The sequence below is a fragment of the Acinetobacter sp. B-6 genome (assembly GCF_056930735.1).
In genome coordinates this window covers 1-24,292 of record NZ_JBXPBY010000007.1, presented here as the reverse complement: position 1 = coordinate 24,292, position 24,292 = coordinate 1, and the positions used below count along the sequence as shown (strand labels likewise).

Below are 24,292 nucleotides of genomic sequence, written 5' to 3'. Positions count from 1 at the left end.
AAAGGTGACTCCATATTCAGGGAAGTTAAATCACTTATAATTTAAGTATATGACAAATATAAAAAAGCTCCTATGTCAGGAGCTTTTATTTCAATTCAAATTATTGTTGAGCTTTTTCTTTCACATCGGCTGCACCTTTTTCAACGGCGCCCGCTGCAGTTGCGGTTGCATTTTTAGCCGCATCTACAGTTGCGTCAGCGGCATGAGCGGTTGCATCAGCAGCATGGTCTACAGCTGTAGCCGTTGCATTGGCAGCATGATCAGCTGCTTGTGCTGTTGCACTCGCAGCATCTTTAGTGGCATTTTCTACATCATGTTTAGCTTGATCAACAGCATTTTCAACATGTTCACCCGTAGTCGCTCCTGTCTCAGGTGCTTTATCCTTATTACAGCCTACGAGTGCAATCGTAGCAATCAGACCCAAAGCGAGTAAAATTTTATTCATCTTGTATACCTTTTTTAAATTAATATTTGGCATCCAGCAGCTGGATGAAATAAATATAAACACAAAAAAAAACCAAATCAAAAAATAAAATGTAACGTTTTTATAAGCCTTATGCTTTGAATTAACAACCCGAATCCTTCAAACAATATTATTTTCATCAAATCTTAATATATTATTCATAAAATAGTATATGTGTAGTCTTTTTTTATTCAAAAATTATAACCAACAAGAATATATAGTCGTGCAATAACATAGTGGAGATGTAAAGTAAAATTTAATATGCAAAATGGGTATTTTGTGCCGATGCACCATATATGAGCAAGAATGACATTATTGAGGGAAATCTGACATTTATATGTTTAGAATACTATTTAAACAGTTCTTAAAATAAAACTGAGTTAAAGTAAAAAAACATATTTACAAGCCAATAAAAAAAGATAGAATTAAGAACAAAGTGTGAAATATATCAAATAATTCACTTGCCCCAAAAAGCCCCAAAATGGTGCTTTAAACGCGGGTAAAATGGAAATTTATGGGGTTTTCTTAAATATGTTGGATTTAAACAAATCTCGAAAAGTGCCAGATGATTTTGTGGAATATGCTGAAAAACAAATAAGGCATTTACTGAACGCTGTGAGTGGTGTTGAGTTTGTGATGTTATGTACTTCAGATGGTTTTGAAATTGCGCTGGTCAATAAGAAAAACATTAATAATTCAGGAAAAATTGCTGCTGTAAGTAGCTCAATTTTAGCGATGGTGACTGCTTTTGTATCAGAGATTAATCTTGTTGGATGCCAAACAATTACTTTAGATGCAGAGAATGGAAAGGCATTGCTTACAGCAATTCCGCATCCGACGCATCCTTTAGTTTTGGTTGCCATGACCAATAAAGATATTTTGTTAGGGCAAATGCTATATGAGCTAAAGTCGACTACAGAATTGCTGATGAAAAATATCTAAGGTCTGCTTATGAAAATTGTTAAGCGGTTTATATTTTTTATATAAAACGAGATGTTTATCAATAACTGAAATAATCTATTGATAATTGTTGAAAGTTGTAGCAAGTTTTAAATGATTAAAAGCCTAATTTATTTTTAAATTACGCTTGAATAATTAATATTTTTTATGCTATTAAAATAAGCGTAGGAAATAATTAATTAAAATTGATTATCGAATAAAATTAAAATAGGTATTCAAGAAGAATACTAATTTTATCCATGTTAGCTAGGGGTATTAATCTTTAGTTAAATAGTAAAGTGTTTTAGTAAAGCAAAATAAAAATTGAATTACTAAAGCAAACAACAATGTCAAATAGAAACGGGGATGCTCATGGCTCGTATCACACTAGATCAATTAACAGATATCGATGGTTTCGTCTGCGCTGCTTTAGTAGACAGCGAAAGCGGTCTTTCATTAGCGACAGCAGGCGCAGGTTTGGACTTGGAATTGGCAGCAGCAGGTAATACTGAAGTTGTTCGTGCTAAGCGTAAAGTTGCCAAAGCATTAAAACTTGATGATGTAATTGAAGATATTTTGATTACTTTAGGTAAGCAATATCATTTGATTCGTCCATTAGATTCAAATGAAAATTTATTCCTTTATCTTGTTTTAGATCGCTCTAAATCAAACTTGGCTATGGCTCGTCACGAGTTAAAAGCATTTGAAAAAGGTTTAGACTTTTCTTGATTTATCATTGAAAAGTACATAAAAACTCGTCTTCGGACGAGTTTTTTACATTAAGATCATGTATAACATAATAATCGTATTGGTGGTTTTAAACTTATGTTGAAAGTCGGAATTTATAGACATTATAAAGGTAATTTGTATCAAGTTTTACATATTGCAATGCATAGTGAAACACGAGAAAAATTGGTGGTCTATCAATGTTTATATGGTGATTATTCAATTTGGGTTCGCCCATATGAAATGTTTATAGAACATGTCACTTTGGAAGATGGTCAATCACGAGCAAGATTTGAGTTTTTACACACCATCTAATTTAGCCTACTCATTGATTTACAGCGTATGGCTAAACATGATTTGTATGATAAGAATTTGTGCTACAAAGCTGATAGATTGTCATTGGAATGACGTAAATAATTGAAATAATAACAATGATAGTAAAGAGGAAGTGCTGAATATGAGTTTAAGTCACCCATTTTTGCAACGATTGAATGAACTATATCAGTCTTTTATCAAGTTTGATGCGACACAATGTGATCGAATCAAACGATATCGTAACATCGAACCTGAATCCGCATTATTTCTGGCTATGCAAGTAAGAATTCAGCAGGCAAAAACGATTTTGGAAATTGGAACCTCTACGGGCTATTCCACTTTATGGCTGGCTGATGCCGCCCAAGTCACCGGTGCACGGGTTACAACACTTGAGATTGATGAACAGCGAACACTACAAGCAAAGCATTATGCCAAAGAGTTGGAGCTAGATCATGTTATTGATTTTTGGGTAGGCGATGCACAACATTATTTAGAAAAATGTCATGGAAAATACGATTTTATATTACTTGATGCAGAGCGTGATGCCTATTTGAATTATTGGGTTTTCTTACAAAATATGATTGAAAATCAAGGGGGGGTGTTGGTAGTAGATAATGTAATTTCGCATGCTGCTGAGGTTAAAAGTTTTACTGATGAAGTCAAGCGAGATACTCGATTTATGACAACGACACTATCTGTGGGCGCTGGGCTTTTTATTGTGACATTCAAAAATTAATTTTCAGTGTTGTATCAGGGAGATTTCTCCCTGACTTTGTGCTGAGAAGGAAGTTTTGTAAATTATAAAATTGAAAGTCGTTTAAAATGTACGTCATATTCTAAATACTTGTGCACAAAAGCCGTTTTATCACTACATCGCAATAAATTGTCATATATAAATTCTGGTACAGGATGATAAAGTTCTCCAGAACCATTGTTATAAAAAATTTTTAAATACCGTGAAGAAGCATTGTACTTCCAAGAAGTCACGGTAATCATTGATCCCATAAGCAACCCCTTAAACTTCTGATTGTTCTACAGAAAAAAGTGTTCTGTATGATTTGAAATTAGTCCATTCATCTTTAGAAAAGTATTGTGGTTTTGTAAAAATGCTGAGGATTTTTCTGATAAGCTTATACCACATATGAAAATCTAAAATTTTAAAACAGAGCAAATATCATGAATAAAAGACTCAAAAAGAATGTTTGTTTTATCTTGGAAACAAAGGGGATGCAATGATACTTGCGATAGATGTTGCCTATAGTGGGACGAGTGCGCAAGTTGCTGGAGGCATATTTGATGCGTGGGAAGCAACTGATTTATTCAAGCAATACAGGATTTCTCTAGATCACATCATGGACTATGAATCTGGGCAATTTTATAAGCGTGAATTGCCTTGTATTCAGGCTTTAATGGCACAAATTACGGAACATATCGAGATGATTATTATCGATGGATATGTGCATCTTGGGAATGAGCAGAAAGCGGGTTTGGGACAGTATTTGTATGAAGCGTTAATGCTTAAAGTTCCTGTGATTGGGGTGGCTAAAAATCATTTTACAGGCACACCAAAAGATTGCGAAATTTTGCGAGGACAAAGCCTCCAACCGCTTTATATTTCTGCGGTCGGTATTGAGCTTGAGCTTGCCAAGCAATATGTGAAAAGTATGTATGGGAAATATCGAATCCCTAAGTTGTTAAAAGATGTTGATCGTTTAAGCAAAATGCCGTAGCAATAATTGAATTATTTTATAAATCATTACAGCTTTATTTGTAGAATTTTGACATAAAGTTAGATGTAGTATGATGAAAAAACAGGAGAAATAAAAATGAACCAGCCATCAGGTGAGCAAAAAATTGCAATTAATTATATTGAATTTAATGTCAAGGATATTCAGCAATCCAAAGCATTTTATCAACATTTGGGTTGGACTTTTACTGACTTTGGTCCAGCTTATTGTGAATTTGATTCTGGTGTGATTAAAGGTGGTTTTGCCCAAGCTGACCACGTTCAAAGTGCAGGTGGTGCGTTGATTATTTTGTACAGTGATAATCTTGAACAGAGTTTGCAGCGTGTAACAGATGCAGGTGCAACCATCGTACAAGAGATTTTTAGTTTTCCAGGCGGGCGCCGTTTTCACTTTAGAGATTTAGATGGCTATGAACTTGCCATATGGTCACATTAGAAAATAAAAAACCACGCTAATGAAGCGTGGTTTTTAAAATCTAATCTAATTTGATATTAGATTTTACCCACTAAGTCGATAGAAGGAGCAAGTGTTGCATCACCTTCTTTCCATTTAGCAGGGCAAACTTCGCCAGGATGACCGTGAACATATTGAGCTGCTTTAACTTTACGAAGAAGTTCAGAAGCATCACGACCAATACCACCCGCATTGATTTCGATGATTTGGATTTTACCTTCAGGATCGATAACGAAAGTACCACGGTCAGCAAGACCAGCAGATTCGATTAAAACTTCGAAGTTTTTAGCAAGTACCCAAGTTGGGTCGCCAACCATTACGTATTCAATTTTTTTGATTTCTTCAGAAGAATCGTGCCAAGCTTTGTGTGTGAAGTGAGTGTCTGTAGAAACAGAATAGATTTCAACACCTAATTTTTTGAATTCAGCATAGTTATCAGCAAGATCACCAAGTTCAGTTGGGCAAACGAAAGTGAAGTCAGCTGGATAGAAGAAAACTACAGACCATTTACCTTTAAGATCAGCTTCTGTAACTTCGATGAATTGACCGTTTTGGAAAGCTTGTGCTTTAAAAGGTTTAACTTCAGTATTAATTAAGCTCATCATTATCTCCATGATTGAGGTGTTTATCTAATATATAACTAGAATAATGAATTTTAAGTTATTGGTGAAATAGTATTTTTTTATAGCTAAGATCGGAAAATCAAATTAGCAAGCTCCAGATACTTTTCACCAAAGACAAGTGTCCGTCATTGTTGCATCAACTAAAGCAAATAAAGATGATGTTTGAATGACAAAACCATCCTTTTTAAATCTGTAACAAACATGATGCTTCTGAGCTTATATTTCAAGGGTGAATTTTTAAAAAAGATATAAAAAATATTTCAATGTATAGAAATTGTTCTGCTAATATCCTTTGAAGCTTAAATACGTCACATTTTAATTAAATATTTTTTATTTTCAGTCTGATTTAGATCAGACAATTATGATTTCATTTTCAAGACACTATCTCTGCTGCGCTTTACAGCGTAAAATATTTTGTTCAATTTTAAATATTAGGATAAAGCATCTGTGCCAAATCAGTTAAATGTCGATCAATGGGTTATGGTACGCGATCGCCATCGTTTAAGCCGACTGAAAAAAGGAAAAGATGCCGATCCAGAAAAATTTAAAGAACTTTTTGAAAAATCGAATCAGCAAGTAAAAAAAAGATTTGCCAGTCTACCCACGATTAAACTTAATCAAGACTTACCTGTCACTCAATATGCTGATCAATTGATAGATGCGATTCAAAAACATCAGGTGATTATTGTTGCGGGGGAAACGGGTTCTGGTAAGACTACTCAGTTACCACAAATAGCAATGCTTGCAGGTCGTGGTTTAACAGGGATGATTGGTCATACCCAGCCTCGACGTCTTGCAGCACGAAGTGTATCTCAACGTATTGCAGAAGAAGTCGGCGAAAAACTGGGTGAGTCCATCAGCTTTAAAGTCCGTTTCAATGAACAGGGTTCCAATGATTCCATTGTTCGTTTGATGACGGATGGTATTTTGTTGGCTGAACTGTCAAATGATCGTTACTTAAATAAATATGACACGATCATTATCGATGAAGCGCACGAGCGTTCATTGAATATTGATTTCATCATGGGTTATTTAAAACAGTTGGTGAAAAAGCGCCCTGATTTAAAAATCATCATTACTTCGGCAACTTTAGACGTCAATCGATTTAGTGACTACTTCAATGGCGCACCTATTTTTGAAGTAGAAGGGCGTAGCTTCCCTGTAGAATTACGTTATCGTCCGATTTCAGAAATGACGATTGGCGGTAGTGATGACGATGATTTTGATGATTTCGAAGAAAACTTACCACGTGCGGTGGTACAAGCTGTTGAAGAGTGTTTAAAAGATGCTGAGGCTAAAGGGCATCCAGAACATGCTGATATTCTGATTTTTTCCAGTACTGAACAAGAGATTCGTGAACTACAGGAAACCTTACAAAAGTTTGGTCCAAAACATACACAAATTTTACCGTTATATGCACGGCTCGCTTTAGCCGAACAGCAGAAAATCTTTAATCCATCGGGTGGTGGACGAAGAATTATTATTGCGACCAATGTGGCGGAAACGGCATTGACGGTTCCAAATATCCGTTATGTGATAGACAGTGGCTTTGCGCGTATTTCACGATATAACTATCGTTCTCGTGTGCAACGTTTGCCAATTGAAGCAATTTCACAAGCAGCTGCAAATCAGCGTAAAGGACGTTGTGGTCGTATTGCACCTGGCGTATGTATCCGCCTTTATAGCGAAGATGACTTTCAAAGTCGCCCTGAATTTACAGAACCTGAGATTAAGCGAACCAATTTAGCCTCGGTTATTTTGCAGATGCAAAGTCTAGGTTTGGGGGCTGTTGAAGATTTTGATTTTATTGAGCCACCCGATCATCGTTTGGTCAATGATGGTCGAAAGCTATTGATTGAATTAGGTGCTATTCAAGAACAGCAAAATTCATCAATGAGCGCGAAGCAAGCTGGTAATTCTGCTCGCAGTGAGCTGACCAAAATTGGTCTGCAAATGGCGAAAATGCCGATTGATCCACGTTTGGCGAGAATGATTTTGGGTGGGGCTCACTTTGGTGTACTTCGTGAAGTGTTAATCATCGTTGCAGCTCTTGCTGTACAAGATCCTCGAGAGCGTCCCGCGGATAAACAGATGCAAGCCGATCAAAAGCATGCATTGTTTAAAGAAGCTGATTCAGACTTTTTATTTTATCTGAAATTATGGAATACCTTGAGTGAAAATCGTGAGACTTTAAGCGAGAACAAACGTCGTAATTTTGCCAAGCAGCATTTTCTCAGTTGGTTGCGTTTGCGTGAGTGGAAAAAAACCCATGAACAATTGCTCGATTTGGCGCAAGGCTTAAAGCTCTCTTTTAATGAGAAAAAAGCCAGTTATGAGAATTTGCACCGTGCGCTATTAACAGGTTTATTGTCCTTTATTGCCAATAAAACAGATGAGCGCAATACATTCATGGCAGTACGTCAGCAAAAAGCTCGAATTTTTCCTGCATCGACATTGCATAAAACCAATACACCTTGGGTGATGGCATTTGAAATGGTGGAAACCTCTCAAGTTTATCTGCGAACTTTGGCAAAAATTGAGCCTGAATGGATTCTTTTGGCTGCACCAAATTTATTGAAACATCATTATTTCGAGCCACATTGGGCGAAAAAACCAGGTGTGGTCAATGCCTATGATCAGATTTCATTATTTGGTTTGATTATCGAACCGAAGCGTGCAACCAATTACGAAAAGGTGGATCAGCCTGCTGCGCATGAAATCTTTTTGAGAGATGCACTGACAACAGGAAACTTGGGGATTACGCCACCATTTTTAAAACACAACCTATTAAAACTTGAGGAAGTTGAACGAGTTGAAGATAAGTTGCGTCGTCGTGATTTGGTGGTGGACGAAGAAACAATTTATCAGTTTTATGCAGCCAAAGTCCCTGCTGAAATTGCAAGTCGCCGTAGTTTCGAAGATTGGCGAGCAACTGTAGAGCCTAAAAACCCACGTTATCTATTTGTAGATGACGATGATTTATGGATGACAGATCGTCCAACCACTCAGCAATTTCCTGATTATTTACATAATGGGCAATTGCGATTAGCGGCGAGTTATCGCTTTGATCCAAGCCATGATCAAGATGGTGCTACCGTTAAAATTCCAGTGCAGGCTTTAGCGCAAGTCGATGAAAATATTTGGTCGTGGGGAATCCCTGGCTGGCGCTTAGAGTTGATTGAAGCATTACTTAAAGCACTACCCAAAGATAAACGTCGTAATTTGGTACCGATTCCTGACACAGCGCAAAAGTTGATGAAAGCTGTGGATGCCCAACATTTGCATGGACATATCTTTGATTTCTTGGCATTTCAGTTAAGAGGCGAACAAATTAGCGCGAAAGATTTTTCTTTTGAACGTATTGAACCTTATCTGATTCCATTTATTAAGGTTATGGATGAAAAAGGTCGTGTGTTGGAGCAAGGGCGAGATCTTGCTGAACTCAAAGCACGTTGTCGTACCGAAACACATAGTCCTGTGAAGCAGTTAAAAGGTGAATTTACGGTTTTCCCTGAAAATTTTGTTTTTGAGGCATCGCAAAAAGTCACAGGTGTTGTTGTTAAACAATATCAAGCCTTGGTGCCGACGAAAGACTTTGCCCAATTAGACACCAAAGATGAATCTGGAATTGTGATCCAGACCTTTAATGACCAAAATGAAGCCATTAAGCAGCATCGTGAAGGTGTAATTCGGTTGATTCATATGCAGTTAGGTGACTCAATCCGCCAACTGAAAAAGCAAATTTCAAAACCATTGGCTTTGGCTAATTCACCATTGGGAGATAAAGCTCAGCTGGAACAAATGTTGGTTTATGCAACTTTGCAAATCGCGATTCAAGACTTACCGATCAATGCTGAGGAGTTTGCTCAATTAACTGCCGAGGTCAAGAAAAGCTTCTTAATGCATGGTCAGGAAGCATTAAAACTGATCAGTGAAATCTATATTCAATGGCAAGAAATTCGTCAAAATTTACTGATGTTGGATCAAGATGTATTTGGAAAAAATATAGATGATATTGAAGACCAACTGGATTTAATGAATCTTTCCAATTTTGTTTATTCAAAATCTTCCGATATTTGGCAGGAATATCCACGTTATTTAAAAGCATTGTTATTGCGTTTAGATCGTTTGCCGAATAATCTAAATCGAGATGATGCTGCAATAAAAGAAGTTGATCCTTGGATGGATAAACTGTTTAAGTTTAAATCCGATGTTCGTGTAAAAGAAGTGTATTTCATGGTTGAGGAACTACGGATCTCATTATTCTCACAACCGATGAAAACCAAAATGCCGATATCTTCGACTCGAATACAAAAGGTATGGGAAAAGCTAGGAATCGGTTAGAATAGAAATAATTTGAAATATTTGTGAATTGAGAAAAGGAGTTTTACATGGGCATCCGTATTACTGGTACAGGTTTGTACCATCCTGAAGAAGTGATTACCAATGAAGAGTTGGTGGATTGTTTAAATGCTTATGTGGAACAATTTAACACTGAAAATGCTGAAAAAATTGAAGCTGGTGAAGTTGTTGCGCGTCGTGGTTCAAGTGCAGATTTTATTGAAAAAGCATCAGGTGTGAAGCGCCGCTATGTGATTGAGAAATCAGGTGTATTGGACATTAACCGTTTAAGACCACGTCTTGAAGAGCGTTCTGATGAAGAGCTTTCTATTCAGGCAGAGTGGGGCGTAATCGCAGCAAAACAAGCGATGGAAAATGCTGGTGTTACAGCAGAAGATATTGATGTTGTGATTCTTGCTTGTTCAAATTTACAGCGTGCTTACCCTGCTGTTGCGATTGAAATTCAAACTGCACTTGGTATCCAAGGCTATGCTTATGATATGAATGTAGCATGTTCAGCTGCGACTTTCGGTTTAAAACAAGCTTATGATGCTGTGAAAACGGGTGCTCGCCGTGTGTTATTGGTCAATGTTGAAATTACCTCTGGGCATACGGATTACCGTTCACGTGACTGTCATTTTATTTTTGGTGATGTGGCTACAGCTTCGATTATCGAAGAAACTGAAACCAAAACAGGTTTTGAAATCGTAGATACCCATTTATTTACCCAGTTCTCGAATAATATTCGTAATAACTTTGGGTTTTTAAATGGCTCTGAATTAACGTCTCGCGACGATAAACAATTTCGTCAGGATGGTCGTAAAGTTTTCAAAGAAGTTTGCCCATTGGTTGCAAAAATCATTTCTACGCAATTGGAAAAAAACAGTATTCAACCTGAAAACGTTAAACGTTTCTGGTTGCATCAAGCCAATGCCAATATGAATGAATTAATTCTAAAACTGATTGTTGGGCGTGAGGTTGCAGAAGCTGATCCAGAATTAGTACCAATTATCTTGGACGAGTTTGCCAATACCTCTTCTGCGGGTGTGATTATCGCATTGCATCGTACTGCTGATCAGGTCAATGATGGTGAGTATGGCGTACTTTGTTCATTTGGGGCTGGCTATTCTGTTGGTTCAATCCTTGTACAAAAGCATGTTGCTTAAATCAACCTAGTAAAATAGCTGTTCACTCCGTCTTTAATAAAGGGGGAGTGATTGCCTGAAGTCTAAAGCAATTTATTGTTAATCAAGTTTCCATAAAAAGCTTCTAAATTGAATAATGGGCAGATTAAAAATGTTGAAAATCAGTTTGTAGAGATACAACATGACCGATAAAACTTTAAAAATACGACACAATGCTAAACTGATCCGATTGATCAGTAGTTTACAACGCTTTTATTTTCGTCCAACATTTTTAGGCACAGAAAACCTTGTACCCCATAAACCAGCCATGTATGTTGGGAATCACACTATTTATGGCGTACTTGATTCTCCGATTTTGATCGACTATTTATTTACTGAACATAAGATTGCTGTGGTGAGTCTAGCTGATCATATGCACTTTCATATCCCAGTTTGGAAAGAGGTGGTAAAGCGTGTTGGGGGCATTGATGGTGTTCAAGAATATGCTAAAGCAGCAATGCGTCAGGGCTATTCAATTCTGGTTTTTCCAGGCGGTGGGCGAGAGGTCATTAAACGCAAAGGTGAAGCTTATCAATTGATTTGGAAACAGCGTTTCGGTTTTTTAAAGTTGGCACAAGAGTTTGACTATGAAATTGCACCTTTTGTGGCTTTAGGCGGAGATGAGGTTTTTGATTTAGCATTTGATGTCAATGTCTTACTTCAACAGAAATGGTTTAACAAAATATTATCCAATCCCAAAATTGACCGTTTTCTTCGACATGGTGAAGTAATTCCTTCAATTCCAAAACATATTATCCCTAAACGCATTCCTTTTTATTTTAAATTTATGCCACGTTTAGCGATTGATCAGATTGAAACCATGGATGATATGATTCTATTTAGAGATCAATTACAACAGCTTATTTATACAGAAATCGAAGCATTAAAGTCGTATCGGGCACAAGATGCCAGCTTGAAAGATACAAACTCTAAATATTCAGGTTGAGTTTGCCCTATGTTTGAACTTCAAAATAATTTAGATGATATTTTTAAACACTTGAACCCTTGTCGGCACATAATTCCAGAGGTCAGTTCTTTTCCTCAAGATCTAAACTATGTCGAATTTCTAAAAACATGTGCTGATACTGAAATCACAGCGGATATTCATCTGTTTGGATATGAAAAAGCACTCAAGGAAAATCAATACTTAGCACAAAATTTTCCAATACTTTCAAGACAAGTATGGATGATTGGAAGAACTGGACAAGGTGATGAATGGTTTATGGATCGGCAAAGTTTTGAGATACTCTTTTATGATCATGATTTGGGCTTTACGGATACTTTAAATTTCCATTCACTTCAGTTAATGCAGATTAATTTTTTTCAATTTTTACAATTCGCTTTGTTGTTGCAAGAATGTGAAGAATATATCGATAGATCAATCACTGATAATGAATTTGCTCAATTTGAACAAGCAGTTAAGCAAATAGATAGTGCACTTTTTTCAAACTATCCATTTAATTACCAATAAATAATACAAACATTCATCAAGGAAACAAATATGTATACAGCTTCATGTTTATGTGGCGGCATTCAATTTAAAATCCGTAGTGAAATTGCCGAAATATTTGTTTGTCATTGTCAACAATGTCAGAAAGCACAAGGCTCTGCATTTGTTGCAATTACTCCAATTTACAGTAAGGACTTGGACATTGTTCAAGGCAAAGAATTATTGGGGGAGTATTATGCAACGACTAATAAAAAAAGAGTTTTCTGTAAACACTGTGCCTCGCCCTTATTCAGTGCGCGTTTAGATTTACCCGATGTGGTTCGATTACGTGTTGGAATCATTAATGAAGCTGTTAAGGCAAAAATTATGTCACATGCATTTATTGAGAATAAAGCAGCATGGTTTGAAATTTTGGATGATGCACCCCAATTTGCACAAGCTGTATGTTAAGTTCAGTTTGACATTTTATTAACAAATAATGATCCACTGGATTTAATATCAAGTTTTTTATTGAACGTTAAAATTTATTTTTTAAGTAAATGAATTCTATCTACTTATCATTTATTTATCAGAGCACTATAAATGGTTGAGTAGTGATTAAAATGCATTGGTGTCTATATAGGGTTTCTGTATAATTTCAAAAAAATAAACTTTAAATGAATTGAGGATATAAATGACAAGAATAGTCGTTGCCGCGAAACAAGATCAAACTTTATTGCAAGACACTCAATCCAAATCGGTAATTTTAGATCGACCCTCAATTATTCAAATTGGGGTAACACAACAAGATGTTAAAACGCTAGAACAATCTGGTGATAAGCTCATTGTGACATTGAAAAATGGTGAACAGATTGTTTTAGAGGGTTTTTTCCAGACCCATACAACAACAGTGCACTCTTTGGCATTTCCAAAGGCGGATGGAACTTTTAGCCTTGCACAATTTGATGAGACGGGCAAATTCACTCATTACACGGGTCTGCAAAAATTAGATTCACTATTATACGAAGGTGCAAATACTGTTCCTGCGCAACAACTGAGTGCTTATGAGTCAACTTCTGTATCATCTTCAGATTTTTCAATCTCTGAACTTTTTTCCTCAAGTGCTGCTAAAGCAGGTTTAGGGGTCCTTTCTGCAATCGGATTAGGCTTGGCACTGATTGACAATGGAGATAATAAATCGAGTTCACCACCAGATATCACTGCGCCGAAAACACCAACTGCAACAATCAATGCAGAGGGTACGAAAATCAGTGGTACAGCTGAAGCGGGCGCCACAATTTATGTGGTAGACAAAAATGAAAAAGTCATTGTCACGGTCAAAGTGGATAAAGATGGTCAGTATTCAGTAACATTGCCTGAAGCATTGGTCAATAATAATAGTTATTACGTTAAAGCCAAAGATGATGCTGGAAATTCATCGGGCTATACGCAAGTCACTGGAACAAAGGACACCATTGCACCTGTAGAACCTCAGGCGCAATTAAATGATCAAGGAAACATTGTCACAGGTAAGTCTGAGGCCAATGCAATCATCAATGTTTATGATGCATCAGGTAAACTCATTGGAACAGCAAAAGCCAATACCGAAGGCGTGTTTTCAGTTGCAATTTCACCTGCTTTGACCGCAGGTCAAATAGGATCTGTTGAAGCGGTTGATGCAGCAGGGAATAAATCCGAACAGCACAAAATAGAATTGGGCAAAGATACGATTGCGCCAGACCAACCGAAATATGAACTCAATAAAGAGGGAACGAGCATACTCGGTACTGCAGAAGCCAATGCCAAAGTCATCATTCAAGATTCAACAGGTGTTGTAATTGCAACAGATACAGTCAATGCACAGGGAAAATTCAATGTCACAATTTCGCCTGCTTTGGGAACCAACCAAACAGGTAAAATTATCATTGAGGATGCAGCCGGAAATCAATCTAAAGCCATTGAAATTAAACCTGGGCAAGACCTCTTAGCCCCTGAAAAACCTGTAGCCAGTTTAAATGCTGAAGGCACTATCATTACAGGAACAGCAGAAGCGAATTCTAAAATTACCGTCTATGACAGTGCGAATAAACTGCTGGGTACGGCAACGACAGATGCCAATGGAAATTATACTGTCACGCTTTCAAGCGCTTTGACTGAGGCAAAAGTAGGGAGTGTTTATGCAACAGATGCAGCTGGAAATCAATCAGCAGTTACATCGGTAACAGGAACTAAAGATGTCACGCCACCAGCAAAACCTTTAATCACAAAAGTAGAAGACGATGTTGGTGAAAGCAAAGGTTCAATTGCTGACAATGGCAACACCGATGATAAACGCCCAGTGATTTCAGGGACGGGTGAAGCAGGTGCAACATTGATTATTTATGACAATAACAAAGCTGTTGGAAAAGTTACTGTTGGCGCAGACAGTAAATGGTCATTCAGTTTCGATTATGATTTAAGTCTGGGAGCACATAGCATTACCAGCGTACAAACGGATAAGGCTGGAAATACCAGTTTGATGAGTGATGCGCGCTCATTTACGGTGGTTGAAGTGGGCGTGAAGGCAGCACTTGCTGACGAATATTCAGTAATGGATCAAAACTCGGCAGATTCTCATGCTTCTTTAGCCAGTAATTCTTTAGCCAGTAATATTGTCAATGCTGAGCTGAATCCTGATTCTTACGCAAATAGTGACTTTTTGCTCCAAAGCATGCCGCCACATACAGAAACGAATCGTGTTGATTTAACCAGTGAAAATATTGCAAAGCTTTTGCAAACAGCTGCTGAAACTGATGGTTCTATTCAAACTCATTCAGACACTGATCATAAGACCTCTGTAAATGATTTATTTTTGGATGCTTCTGTTTTAGAGCCTAAAGAGCAACAGATTGAGGATGTGATTGAAAGTGCAATGAAGCACAGTGCTACGACAAGTGAAAATGTAATGAATTCAACCTCGGAAACTGTTGATCAATACATGAATAATTTACCAAGTACGACCATATTCCCTACAGATGCGATTGCTGAGTTATTAAATTCACAGCAAGTTTTGTTTTAATTGAAATATACACAACAAGCACCTGCGGGTGCTTTTTTATTGAGATAGATTTAGTATAGAGTAAGGCACTAAGTTCATAATCAAAAAAATTCTAGGATTACAATTTTCATGTCAGATGTTGTGGAATACGATCAATTTCAAATTTCTCTCGATGCGACTTCAAGCTTAAATTTTACTTTTCAGCAAAACGCAATTCCTTTAATTCGTCATATTTCTTTAACTGGAAGTAAGCAGCTTTCTGAAAGTAAGCTTATTATTGAATCTCATCCTGCATTTTTTCAACCCACTGAGATTCGAATCGGTAAAAGTGATAAAGATCAAAACATCTACCTCAGTAATCCTAAACTTAATTTTGATCTCAATTTTTTACTTCATCTGAATGAAAATATAAAAGGTTATCTAAATTTAAAATGGTTGGATTCAGATGATCAGCTATTAGCAGTGAAACAGCAAGATATTGAAGTGCTTACAGTTGATACATGGGGTGGAGAAAAACAGCCACTTGAACTTTTAGCCTGTTTCTCACAACCAAATGCAGCTTCTTTAGCACCTATTCTTAAACGTGCTAGCGAATACTTAGTGCAAAAGAATTTAGGCAGTCTAAATGGTTACTCGGATAAAAGCCCTGAACAAGTTTTAAATCAGCTGAATGCAATTTGGCAGGCATTAAATGAACAGAATTTACATTATATTGTGAATCCTGCGAGTTATATCCAACATGGACAGCGTATTCGTTTTGCCAAACAAATTTTAGATGAAAAAATGGCATGTTGTTTGGATAGCACCATGTTGATGAGCTCTTTGATTGAGCAAATTGGGCTTGATCCCATCGTGATGATTGTCCAAGGTCACAGTTTTATCGGGGTATGGTTACATGAAACCCCTGTTGTTGATGTTTTAATTGATGATCTTCAAAACTTGCGTAAGTATATGGAGCTTGGTGCAATTACTTTTATTGAAACCACCTTATTAACATCACAAGCAAGTTTGAAACAAGCCATAACTTCAGCACAACAATATTTACATGATGCTGAAAAAATCGAACAGTTTTATGTTGCTGTGGATATTCGCCAAAGTCGTTTACGTGGTGTACGTCCTATTTCAACACAGCTGGATGTCGTGCAAAATTTAGATCAGGATGAGATGACATGGACAGCAGCTTCTTTACCTGAATATGCGGTTATGGATGCAAATGAAAATGTTGCAACGCGTGTTCAGCGATGGTTAAGACGTTTACTGGATTTAAGTTTAAGAAATAAGTTATTAAATTTTAAAGATAACCGTTTAAGTATTCCCTTACAGTGTTCTGAGAAAACTTTAGCTTCTTTAGAAGATGCTTTGGCTGAGAATAAAGGGTTTTTCTTTCAAAGTGTGGATTATATTTCTCTTAAAGAAGTCACTCGTGAAAATGAAGCCCAACACGTCCAAAACTATATTGATGAAAACCTACATCGCCAATTGTTATTTAGTGGCTTAGACAGCGACACCTTAAATAAGCGTTTGGTGGAAGTATATCGCGCCTCACGCACAGCTTTGGAAGAAGGTGGAGCAAATACTTTATTCTTGGCAGTTGGTTTTCTAGAGTGGAAAGAGTCAGAGAAAGCTCAGAAAACGTTTAAAGCACCACTTTTGTTAATTCCCGTAAGGATGACACGAGAGTCGGCAAAGTCTGGTTATCGTTTATGGATGTATGATGATGAGCCGCGTTTTAATTCAACCCTGTTGCAATTATTAAGACAGGACTTTGAAATTGAAATCAGTGGATTGGACCCGCTACCGACAGATGGATCAGGGGTAGATGTTAATGCCGTCTTGCAAATTATACGCCGAGCTGTGGTCAATATGCGAGGGTGGGAGGTGACCGCTGAAGCCGCGATTGGTCAGTTTTCATTTTCAAAATACTTAATGTGGCGAGATCTTTCTTTACGTATACAGCAGTTAAAAGAACAAGCTGTGGTTCATCATTTGATTGAAACGCCACGCGAGCCATTTAAAAAACAAGATGCTTTTCCACATCCAGCTGAACTTGATCAAAAATATCAACCCAAGCAGCTATTTACACCATTGTCATCGGATTCTTCACAGCTTGCAGCTGTAATGTCTGCAGCTTTAGGGCGAACATTTGTACTTTCTGGGCCGCCAGGAACAGGAAAGTCACAAACCATTACCAATATGGTAGCGCAATGCTTGGCAGATGGTAAATCCGTACTATTTGTCTCTGAAAAGATGGCAGCATTGGATGTGGTGTATCGACGACTGAATCAAATTGGATTAGGACATCTGTGTTTACAGCTTCATTCTGCCAAAGCACAAAAAATAGAAGTGCTTGATCAGCTTCGTGAACGTGCAGAAAATAACAATAATCCTTACGCAATCACCCAAAAAGAAACCCAACAAGAGTGGCAAGTACTTTCACAGCATTTGGTCGAAAGCCGTGATGTGCTCAATCAGCATGTGCAGATTTTGCATCAACAACATTCAATAGGATGGAGTTTATTTGATGCCATGAGTGAAGAGTTGTTACATAGAGAGATCGAAACATTGCGTTTTGATCTCAATATTCAACAATTGACCCATCAAGCACGTTCACACTTAAAAGATTTGGCTGTCAAAGCATGGTTGCAGTATCAGCAAATTTCGAGCAACGCACGAGATACTCTGAATGGATTTGCTGAAGGGAGTTCTCCGAATTTCTGGAATCTGTTGTGGCAAGATCAGTATCAGCACAACCAACAACGTATAGCAGAATTAATTCCTCAAATACATCGTTCGTTACATGTTTGGCAAGATGCTTGCCAATTCAAACAAGCAGAAAATTTACAGCAGCTTCAAGCTGATCTAGAGATCTACCAAAAAATATTTGCATTCAGTCAACAATATGATTTGAAACTGCTGAAAATTATTGATGGTTTAGACATACGTCAAATTTCTGAAGCCAAAGCGGTAACAACAGAAATCGTACAAAGCCAGACACGTTTAATTTTTAAATATGATTTATCGATTTACCAAGCTGAATTAAAACAGATAGATTTTAAATGGCGAGAAGCTTCTGCTAAGTTTTGGCCATGGTCTTGGTTTGGTAAGTATCAGTTAAGAAACTTGATGCGTAGTTATCACACTGATAAACAGCGCCCTTCTGCTATGGTGGTAGAAAATGATTTGCCACTGTTGATCAATATTCAAAATCATCAGCAACAGTTTAAAGCGCTTGAAAATAGTTTAGGCGCAAAACTGCAGACATATTGGCAAGGTGAAAAAACAGATTGGGCACAGTTTGAAAATATGGCACAGGCTTGGACACAATTCAAAAACCAACTTGCAGATCGTATTTCAAGCCCAGTGGTATTATTACAAGCATTGGATTTCGCAAGTCAACAGAAGCACTTTGAAGCTGAACAACATATTGAAGAATTACAGCAATGCTATGCACTGTTATTGCCAGATCAGCAAATTCAGACAGAAAATTTAACCGCATATCCTCAAATTGCATTTACAGAATTACTGTTACGTCAACAAAACTTGCAACATATGATCAATGAATGGCGTCACTGGTTAAATTGGCAAGGTTTAAAAACACAACTTCAACAACAAGGTTTGGCTCGTTTTAGCGCATACTTACAACAACATTGCTTAGCTCAAACCTCTTCGTCTTTTGATGCAAAATTAGTCCAAGATCATGTGGCGTTATTGGTGGATATCAATCTTGCACGTCAATGGATTGTTCAACAGTTTAGTAAGCATCCTGAACTCAACCAATTTAATGGTGAGTTACATCAACAAAAAATTCTTAAATTTTCCCAACAGGATCGTGAACATCAACAATTTGCCAGTGAGGAAATTACCCGACGTTGGCATAAAATTTTTGAGAACCCTGATGAGTTTAAAAAGCAATGGGCATTACTCAACAAAGAGTTGGGCAAAAAGCGTCGACATATTCCGGTACGAGAACTCATCAAACAGATTCCGGATGTGATGACTGGACTCAAGCCATGTATGTTAATGAGTCCATTGTCGGTTGCCCAATATCTTGATCCTGAATCTAAATTTGATGTGGTGATTTTTGATGAAGCTTCGCAAATTCCTGTTTGGGATGCCATTGGCGCACTTGCACGAGGAGAACAATCGATTGTTGTTGGTGACAATAAACAAATGCCGCCCACCAGTTTCTTTGGAAAAGGAGATACCGAAGAAGTCGATGAAGACGTTACCGAAGATTTAGAAAGTATTTTAGATGAGTGTTTAGCTGCACAATTACCAGAACTGGTATTGAATTGGCATTATCGTAGTCGATATGAAAGCCTAATTCAGTTTAGTAATCAAAAATATTATAAAGGTGAGTTGCTGACATTTCCTGCACCTGTTGCAAAAGATAAGGCAATTCAATTGCACGCTGTTGAAGGTGTATATGACAAGGGTGATACACGAACCAACAAAGCTGAGGCTCAGGCAATCGTACAGTTTATTCTACAACATTTAACGAACCAACTGACCGCAGAGGTTAAACTAACGCTTGGTGTGGTGACATTCAATATTACTCAACAAAAACTAATTGAAGATTTGCTTGATAACGAATTGGCGCAACGTCCTGAATTAGAGCAACTTAGCCGAGATGGCTTTGAGCCATTATTTGTGAAAAATTTGGAAAATGTTCAAGGTGATGAACGAGATATTATTATCTTCTCCATCACTTATGCGCCCGATCAACAGGGTAAATTACTGATGAATTTTGGTGCATTGAATCGTCAGGGCGGACAACGCCGTTTAAATGTTGCGATTACACGTGCACGTCAAGGACTACATGTTTTCTCTACACTGCGTCCAGACCAGATTGATTTGTCTCGAACCAATAGTGAAGGGGTGCGAGATTTAAAAGATTTCTTGAGTTTTGCACAAACCGGGCAAATGGCGTATTACTCGCAAACACTTGAAAAAGAAAAGGCTAAAGATGAACTCATGCTGTATTTACAAGCTCAATTAGAGCATTTAGGTTGGAAAGTTGACTTGGCTGTAGGCAGTGGAGATAGCCGTATAGATATTGCTATCCAAAACCCTTATGTTGCTGGTCAGTATTTAACAGGTATTTTGGTAGACGGGGATGATTATGCCAAAGCCGCAACTGCACGAGATCGAGATCAGTTGCGTCCTTCTGTGTTAACCGGGCTAGGTTGGACCGTGATTCAATTGTGGACAGTGGAATGGTGGCTTGATCCAAAAGCAAATCTAGAAAAATTACACAATCAATTAAATGAATGTGTCAATTTAACTCAGCAAACTTCATAGAATAAACATTTTTATTGTGATTTTTATAAAAATGAGACTTAATTTATGTATTGTGATTTTACAGTAAATTAAGTCTTATTTTGTGTAAATTTATTTAAATAAACTATGTAGTTTTTATTAAAAAATCTTTAAAAATCACTGATTTCAGGTATATCTAGTTATGTAAAGTTATGTTTAGATGGTTAATATTTAATCTATTACATTTGGGCATATCATGAATAAAATTTACAAAGTCATCTGGAATGCACAACTTGGATGTTGGCAAGCCGTTTCAGAACTTGCCAAGAATCATCGTCCTTCACAAAGTACAGTCACTGATCAAAATAAGACAATGGGGATTGTTGAAAAAGTATCCGCTTTGATTTTATTTGGATTAGCACTGTTGCCTTTATCTGTACAGGCTGCGATTTCAAATATCGAGTTACCGACAGGCGCTCAAATTAATTCTGGTTCGGCAACGATTTCTCAAAATGGGCATACCCTGAATATTAATCAAAGCAGTCAAACACTGAGCACCAATTGGAACAGCTTTAACATTGGTCAAGATGCGACAGTCAATTTTAACCAAAATAATGCATCTTCAGTCGCAATTAACCATGTATTAGACAGTAACGCTTCGCAAATCATGGGGCGTTTAAATGCCAATGGTCAGGTGTTTCTGCTCAATCCGAATGGTGTGGTTTTCTCTAAAACCGCTCAAGTGAATGTTGGGGGATTGGTTGCTTCAACGTTAGCACTTACGGACCATGATATTCAAAATGGTCAATTCACTTTAAAAGGCGATGCCAATAGTCATGCAAGTATAGAAAATTATGGCACTATTCAAACTTTAAAAGGTGGAACAGTGGCGCTGATTGCGCCGAATGTTAAAAATACAGGTTCTATTATCACACCAAATGGAACTACGCACTTAACATCCGCTAGTCAAGTCACGCTTGCTTTACAGGATGGTTCGCTGACCCAGTACCAAGTGGATCAAGGGGTGCTTAAAGGTTTGGTGGATAATGGAGGAGCAATTCTTGCTGATAATGGCGCAGTCTATTTAACTGCAAAAGCCAAAGACAGTTTAAGTAAAGCCGTTGTCAATCATTCAGGCATTATCGAAGCCAACCGTTTAAGTCAAAATGCCAAAGGCGAAATTATTCTACTGGGTGATATGCAAACTGGCACAACCACTTTGAGTGGCGTACTGAAAGCTGAAGGAAAAAATGGTCAGGATGGTGGATTTATTGAAACCTCGGCAGCTGATGTTAAGATCGATCAAACTACGGCTGTGTCGACTCGATCAGACAGTGGAAAAACAGGAACTTGGTTAATCGACCCTACAGATTTCAGTATTAATTCGGGTAATGCATCAGCAAGTAGTAGTGGCATTGGTGCAACCACTTTAGCAAGCAGTCTTGCAACCAGTAATGTCATATTACTAACCAGCACTACGGGTAATCAAAAGGGTGATATCAATGTTAATGCTGATGTGACTTGGGGGAGTGCGACTAGTCTGACTTTAAATGCACAAAATAACATTAATATTAATGCCAACATTACAGCGACCAATAATAGTGGCAAACTTAATTTGATTTATGGGCAAAATACAGCCAATACCAGCGCAAATTATTATATTAACAATGGCGCAAAAATAAACTTAAAGGCAGGGCAGAACTTTAGTACCCAAAAAGGAACGGCAGCCACCATTAACTATCAAGTCATTACGGCTTTGGGCGCACAAGGTTCAACTACAAGTCAAGATTTACAAGGTATTAACGGCAACCTAAGTGGTAATTATGTGTTGGGTGCAGACATAGATGCCAGCAGTACGGAGCTATGGAATGGTTATACAGGATTCGACCCAATTGGCTTTTATAATGCAAATTTAAGCCCAATGGATCTATCACAACAGGCTTTTCGTGGACGTTTTGATGGATTAGGTCATGCGATTAATGGGCTCAGTATTGAATCTATGTATCAGGGGATCGGCTTGTTTGCGATTACGCATCAGGATGCATTGATACAAAATGTTGGGCTGACTAATATTGGTATTTCGGGTTATGGAAAAACTGGTGGTTTGGTTGGGCTTAATCTGGGCACAATTAATAATGCCTATGTCAATACAGGGCTGGTCACAGGAAATACTGAACAGTATGGTGGATTGGTTGGCTGGAATTTTAATTATGGCAATATTTTAAACTCATATGCCAATGTGACTGTAAAAGGGAAATATTCAAATAATAACTATATTGGTGGTCTGGTTGGTTATAGCGATGGGCTAATCAGTTCTTCTTTTGCAACAGGTCCAGTGACAGGAAATAATTATGTTGGTGGATTAGTTGGAGGAACTTCGGGACCAGTCAATAATTCTTATGCCACAGGCACAGTGATTGGAAATCAATATGTTGGTGGATTAGTTGGTTTTAATGGAGGAAATGTTGATAAGACTTATTCTTCAGGTAATGTCATTGGGAATCAGTATGTTGGTGGTCTTGTTGGTGGCGGTAATGGTATAACCACAAATAGTTTCTGGAACACCAGTACTTCTGGAAGAACAAGCAGTGCTGGTGGTGTAGGAAAAACCACAGCAGAACTTCAACAAATTTCAACTTTTGCAAATTGGGATATTGATGATGCCGGAGGCACTGGTAAAATTTGGCGTATTTATGAAGGTAGATCTGCTCCCTTACTACGTCATTTTCTAAAACCTTTGGTCACAGAAGTTGTCGCTAATTTTGCTAACAAAACTTATGATGGGGTGATTGCTTCAGGAACGCTAGCTTCAGGACTAAATTATAAAACAACCGGTAAAAATGCAGGTGTTTATAGTTTAAATGATGGTTCAATCTTGATCAGTGGCGTTCCTACAGGGGCAAATACAACACAATTTGGTAATGATGTTATATATAAAGACAATGGTGGATCAGGAACACTGACAATAACAACAAAGAGTTTAAATATCGGTGGTTTAAGTGCAGTAAACAAAGTTTATAACGCATCAAAATCTGCGTCATTAACAGGAAATGCAAGTATTGTAGGTGGAATATCGGGTGATTCTATTTCGTTGTCTGGAACTGGAATTGGATTATTTTCTGACAAAAATGTCGGTAATGATAAAAATGTCACTGTTTCAGGTTTTACGTTGTCGGGAACAGATGCTTTAAATTACACCTTGCTACAGCCGACAAATCTTAAAGCTAATATAACGCCTGCAGTTTTAACCATTAATGGAATAAGTATTGCAGATAAAACCTATGATGGTTTGTCTAATGCAACCATAAATGGCACTGCTTCAATCAATCCAATTGCAGGAGATTTTGTTGGATTGAGTGGTAGTGGTATAGGAACATTTACAGATAAGAATGCAGGAATTAGGTCTGTGAGCGTAACAGGCTATAACTTAACAGGTGTGGATGCTGGAAATTATATTTTTAGTCAGCCTATAGGTTTAAGTGCCACAATTCATAAAGCGCAAGCCATTGTAAAGGCAAATAGTTTAAATACGACCTATAATGGACAAAACCAAACTGCATCAGGCTTTACTGCAACAGGTCTGGTGAGTGGTGAAGATAGCTCAGTATTGACAGGTGTCACAGCCTCTGTAACGGCTAAAGATGCAGGCAGTTATTCGAATAAAGTCAATGGCATCGATAAAAACTATGATCTGACTTTTATTGATGGATCATTGAATATCGCCAAAGCCAAAGCGACTGTAACGGCGAATAGCGTATCAACTGTTTATAATGGC

Annotated in this window: 17 protein-coding genes; 14 read left to right on the top strand and 3 right to left on the bottom strand. The window is 37.5% G+C overall.

The genetic code is table 11. The annotated features are described in order from the left end of the window. Nucleotides 1-100 precede the first annotated feature (100 nt). On the bottom strand, nucleotides 101-445 hold the full coding sequence (locus AC1Z3T_RS09810; RefSeq protein WP_004831503.1) for a hypothetical protein: 345 nt from the start codon (nucleotides 443-445) through the stop codon (nucleotides 101-103). 549 nt (nucleotides 446-994) lie between these two features. Here AC1Z3T_RS09810 and AC1Z3T_RS09805 point away from each other — a divergent pair. The 4 genes from AC1Z3T_RS09805 to AC1Z3T_RS09790 all read left to right on the top strand — a co-directional run bounded on the left by AC1Z3T_RS09805 (nucleotide 995) and on the right by AC1Z3T_RS09790 (nucleotide 3,179). Beyond that, nucleotides 995-1,405: a roadblock/LC7 domain-containing protein gene (locus AC1Z3T_RS09805; RefSeq protein WP_009585049.1), complete on the top strand. Its 411-nt coding sequence runs from the start codon at nucleotides 995-997 to the stop codon at nucleotides 1,403-1,405. Between the two features lie 369 nt (nucleotides 1,406-1,774). Further along, a complete protein-coding gene (locus tag AC1Z3T_RS09800) occupies nucleotides 1,775-2,131 on the top strand; it encodes a hypothetical protein (protein ID WP_004721834.1) in 357 nt (118 codons plus the stop codon). A gap of 96 nt (nucleotides 2,132-2,227) precedes the next feature. Next, nucleotides 2,228-2,443, top strand: a complete 216-nt coding sequence (locus AC1Z3T_RS09795) for a DUF1653 domain-containing protein (protein ID WP_483396604.1) — start codon at nucleotides 2,228-2,230, stop codon at nucleotides 2,441-2,443. A 142-nt stretch (nucleotides 2,444-2,585) separates the two neighbouring features. Next, nucleotides 2,586-3,179, top strand: a complete 594-nt coding sequence (locus AC1Z3T_RS09790) for an O-methyltransferase (protein WP_004831499.1) — start codon at nucleotides 2,586-2,588, stop codon at nucleotides 3,177-3,179. A gap of 62 nt (nucleotides 3,180-3,241) precedes the next feature. Here the strand turns inward: AC1Z3T_RS09790 and AC1Z3T_RS09785 are convergent, their stop codons facing one another. Next, complete coding sequence (locus AC1Z3T_RS09785) at nucleotides 3,242-3,448, bottom strand: KTSC domain-containing protein (RefSeq protein ID WP_004831498.1); 207 nt, start codon at nucleotides 3,446-3,448, stop codon at nucleotides 3,242-3,244. Between the two features lie 227 nt (nucleotides 3,449-3,675). Here AC1Z3T_RS09785 and AC1Z3T_RS09780 point away from each other — a divergent pair, with 227 nt between their 5' ends. Then, the gene (locus AC1Z3T_RS09780; protein ID WP_483396603.1) at nucleotides 3,676-4,173 is read left to right on the top strand and encodes an endonuclease V; all 498 of its coding nucleotides are present in this window, start codon (nucleotides 3,676-3,678) and stop codon (nucleotides 4,171-4,173) included. Between the two features lie 96 nt (nucleotides 4,174-4,269). Next, nucleotides 4,270-4,626 (top strand): VOC family protein, encoded by a 357-nt coding sequence (locus AC1Z3T_RS09775; protein WP_121775727.1) that lies wholly within the window; start codon nucleotides 4,270-4,272, stop codon nucleotides 4,624-4,626. 56 nt (nucleotides 4,627-4,682) lie between these two features. Here AC1Z3T_RS09775 and ahpC read toward each other — a convergent pair whose 3' ends face one another. After that, entirely contained in the window at nucleotides 4,683-5,246 is a 564-nt protein-coding gene (gene ahpC, locus AC1Z3T_RS09770) for an alkyl hydroperoxide reductase subunit C (RefSeq protein WP_004721823.1), read from the bottom strand. Nucleotides 5,247-5,714: 468 nt separating this feature from the next. Between ahpC and hrpA the strand changes: the two genes are divergently transcribed. The 8 genes from hrpA to AC1Z3T_RS09730 all read left to right on the top strand — a co-directional run. After that, nucleotides 5,715-9,611, top strand: coding sequence for an ATP-dependent RNA helicase HrpA (gene hrpA / locus AC1Z3T_RS09765; protein WP_483396602.1), 3,897 nt, complete (start codon nucleotides 5,715-5,717; stop codon nucleotides 9,609-9,611). Nucleotides 9,612-9,658: 47 nt separating this feature from the next. After that, complete coding sequence (locus tag AC1Z3T_RS09760; protein ID WP_004831494.1) at nucleotides 9,659-10,774, top strand: beta-ketoacyl-ACP synthase III; 1,116 nt, start codon at nucleotides 9,659-9,661, stop codon at nucleotides 10,772-10,774. Nucleotides 10,775-10,934: 160 nt separating this feature from the next. Next, on the top strand, nucleotides 10,935-11,738 hold the full coding sequence (locus tag AC1Z3T_RS09755) for a lysophospholipid acyltransferase family protein (RefSeq protein ID WP_042090258.1): 804 nt from the start codon (nucleotides 10,935-10,937) through the stop codon (nucleotides 11,736-11,738). 9 nt (nucleotides 11,739-11,747) lie between these two features. Next, nucleotides 11,748-12,263 (top strand): hypothetical protein, encoded by a 516-nt coding sequence (locus tag AC1Z3T_RS09750; RefSeq protein WP_042090257.1) that lies wholly within the window; start codon nucleotides 11,748-11,750, stop codon nucleotides 12,261-12,263. A gap of 30 nt (nucleotides 12,264-12,293) precedes the next feature. After that, nucleotides 12,294-12,692, top strand: a complete 399-nt coding sequence (locus tag AC1Z3T_RS09745) for a GFA family protein (RefSeq protein ID WP_042090255.1) — start codon at nucleotides 12,294-12,296, stop codon at nucleotides 12,690-12,692. 223 nt (nucleotides 12,693-12,915) lie between these two features. Beyond that, a complete protein-coding gene (gene blp2 / locus AC1Z3T_RS09740; RefSeq protein WP_483396601.1) occupies nucleotides 12,916-15,279 on the top strand; it encodes an Ig-like repeat protein Blp2 in 2,364 nt (787 codons plus the stop codon). Between the two features lie 108 nt (nucleotides 15,280-15,387). Continuing rightward, on the top strand, nucleotides 15,388-20,559 hold the full coding sequence (locus AC1Z3T_RS09735; protein WP_199958042.1) for a DUF4011 domain-containing protein: 5,172 nt from the start codon (nucleotides 15,388-15,390) through the stop codon (nucleotides 20,557-20,559). A gap of 214 nt (nucleotides 20,560-20,773) precedes the next feature. After that, nucleotides 20,774-24,292: two-partner secretion domain-containing protein (locus AC1Z3T_RS09730; RefSeq protein WP_483396600.1), on the top strand; the 3,519-nt coding region annotated here is incomplete at its 3' end.

What these genes read in the sequence shown, in the direction of transcription:
- AC1Z3T_RS09775 (WP_121775727.1), top strand. Translation starts at nt 4,270, where the DNA reads ATGAACCAGCCATCAGGTGAGCAAAAAATTGCAATTAATTATATTGAA.
- AC1Z3T_RS09760 (WP_004831494.1), top strand. Translation starts at nt 9,659, where the DNA reads ATGGGCATCCGTATTACTGGTACAGGTTTGTACCATCCTGAAGAAGTG.
- AC1Z3T_RS09795 (WP_483396604.1), top strand. Translation starts at nt 2,228, where the DNA reads ATGTTGAAAGTCGGAATTTATAGACATTATAAAGGTAATTTGTATCAA.
- AC1Z3T_RS09790 (WP_004831499.1), top strand. Translation starts at nt 2,586, where the DNA reads ATGAGTTTAAGTCACCCATTTTTGCAACGATTGAATGAACTATATCAG.
- AC1Z3T_RS09750 (WP_042090257.1), top strand. Translation starts at nt 11,748, where the DNA reads ATGTTTGAACTTCAAAATAATTTAGATGATATTTTTAAACACTTGAAC.
- blp2 (WP_483396601.1), top strand. Translation starts at nt 12,916, where the DNA reads ATGACAAGAATAGTCGTTGCCGCGAAACAAGATCAAACTTTATTGCAA.
- AC1Z3T_RS09800 (WP_004721834.1), top strand. Translation starts at nt 1,775, where the DNA reads ATGGCTCGTATCACACTAGATCAATTAACAGATATCGATGGTTTCGTC.
- AC1Z3T_RS09810 (WP_004831503.1), bottom strand. Translation starts at nt 445, where the DNA reads ATGAATAAAATTTTACTCGCTTTGGGTCTGATTGCTACGATTGCACTC.
- AC1Z3T_RS09735 (WP_199958042.1), top strand. Translation starts at nt 15,388, where the DNA reads ATGTCAGATGTTGTGGAATACGATCAATTTCAAATTTCTCTCGATGCG.
- AC1Z3T_RS09755 (WP_042090258.1), top strand. Translation starts at nt 10,935, where the DNA reads ATGACCGATAAAACTTTAAAAATACGACACAATGCTAAACTGATCCGA.
- AC1Z3T_RS09805 (WP_009585049.1), top strand. Translation starts at nt 995, where the DNA reads ATGTTGGATTTAAACAAATCTCGAAAAGTGCCAGATGATTTTGTGGAA.
- AC1Z3T_RS09745 (WP_042090255.1), top strand. Translation starts at nt 12,294, where the DNA reads ATGTATACAGCTTCATGTTTATGTGGCGGCATTCAATTTAAAATCCGT.
- ahpC (WP_004721823.1), bottom strand. Translation starts at nt 5,246, where the DNA reads ATGAGCTTAATTAATACTGAAGTTAAACCTTTTAAAGCACAAGCTTTC.
- AC1Z3T_RS09780 (WP_483396603.1), top strand. Translation starts at nt 3,676, where the DNA reads ATGATACTTGCGATAGATGTTGCCTATAGTGGGACGAGTGCGCAAGTT.
- AC1Z3T_RS09785 (WP_004831498.1), bottom strand. Translation starts at nt 3,448, where the DNA reads ATGGGATCAATGATTACCGTGACTTCTTGGAAGTACAATGCTTCTTCA.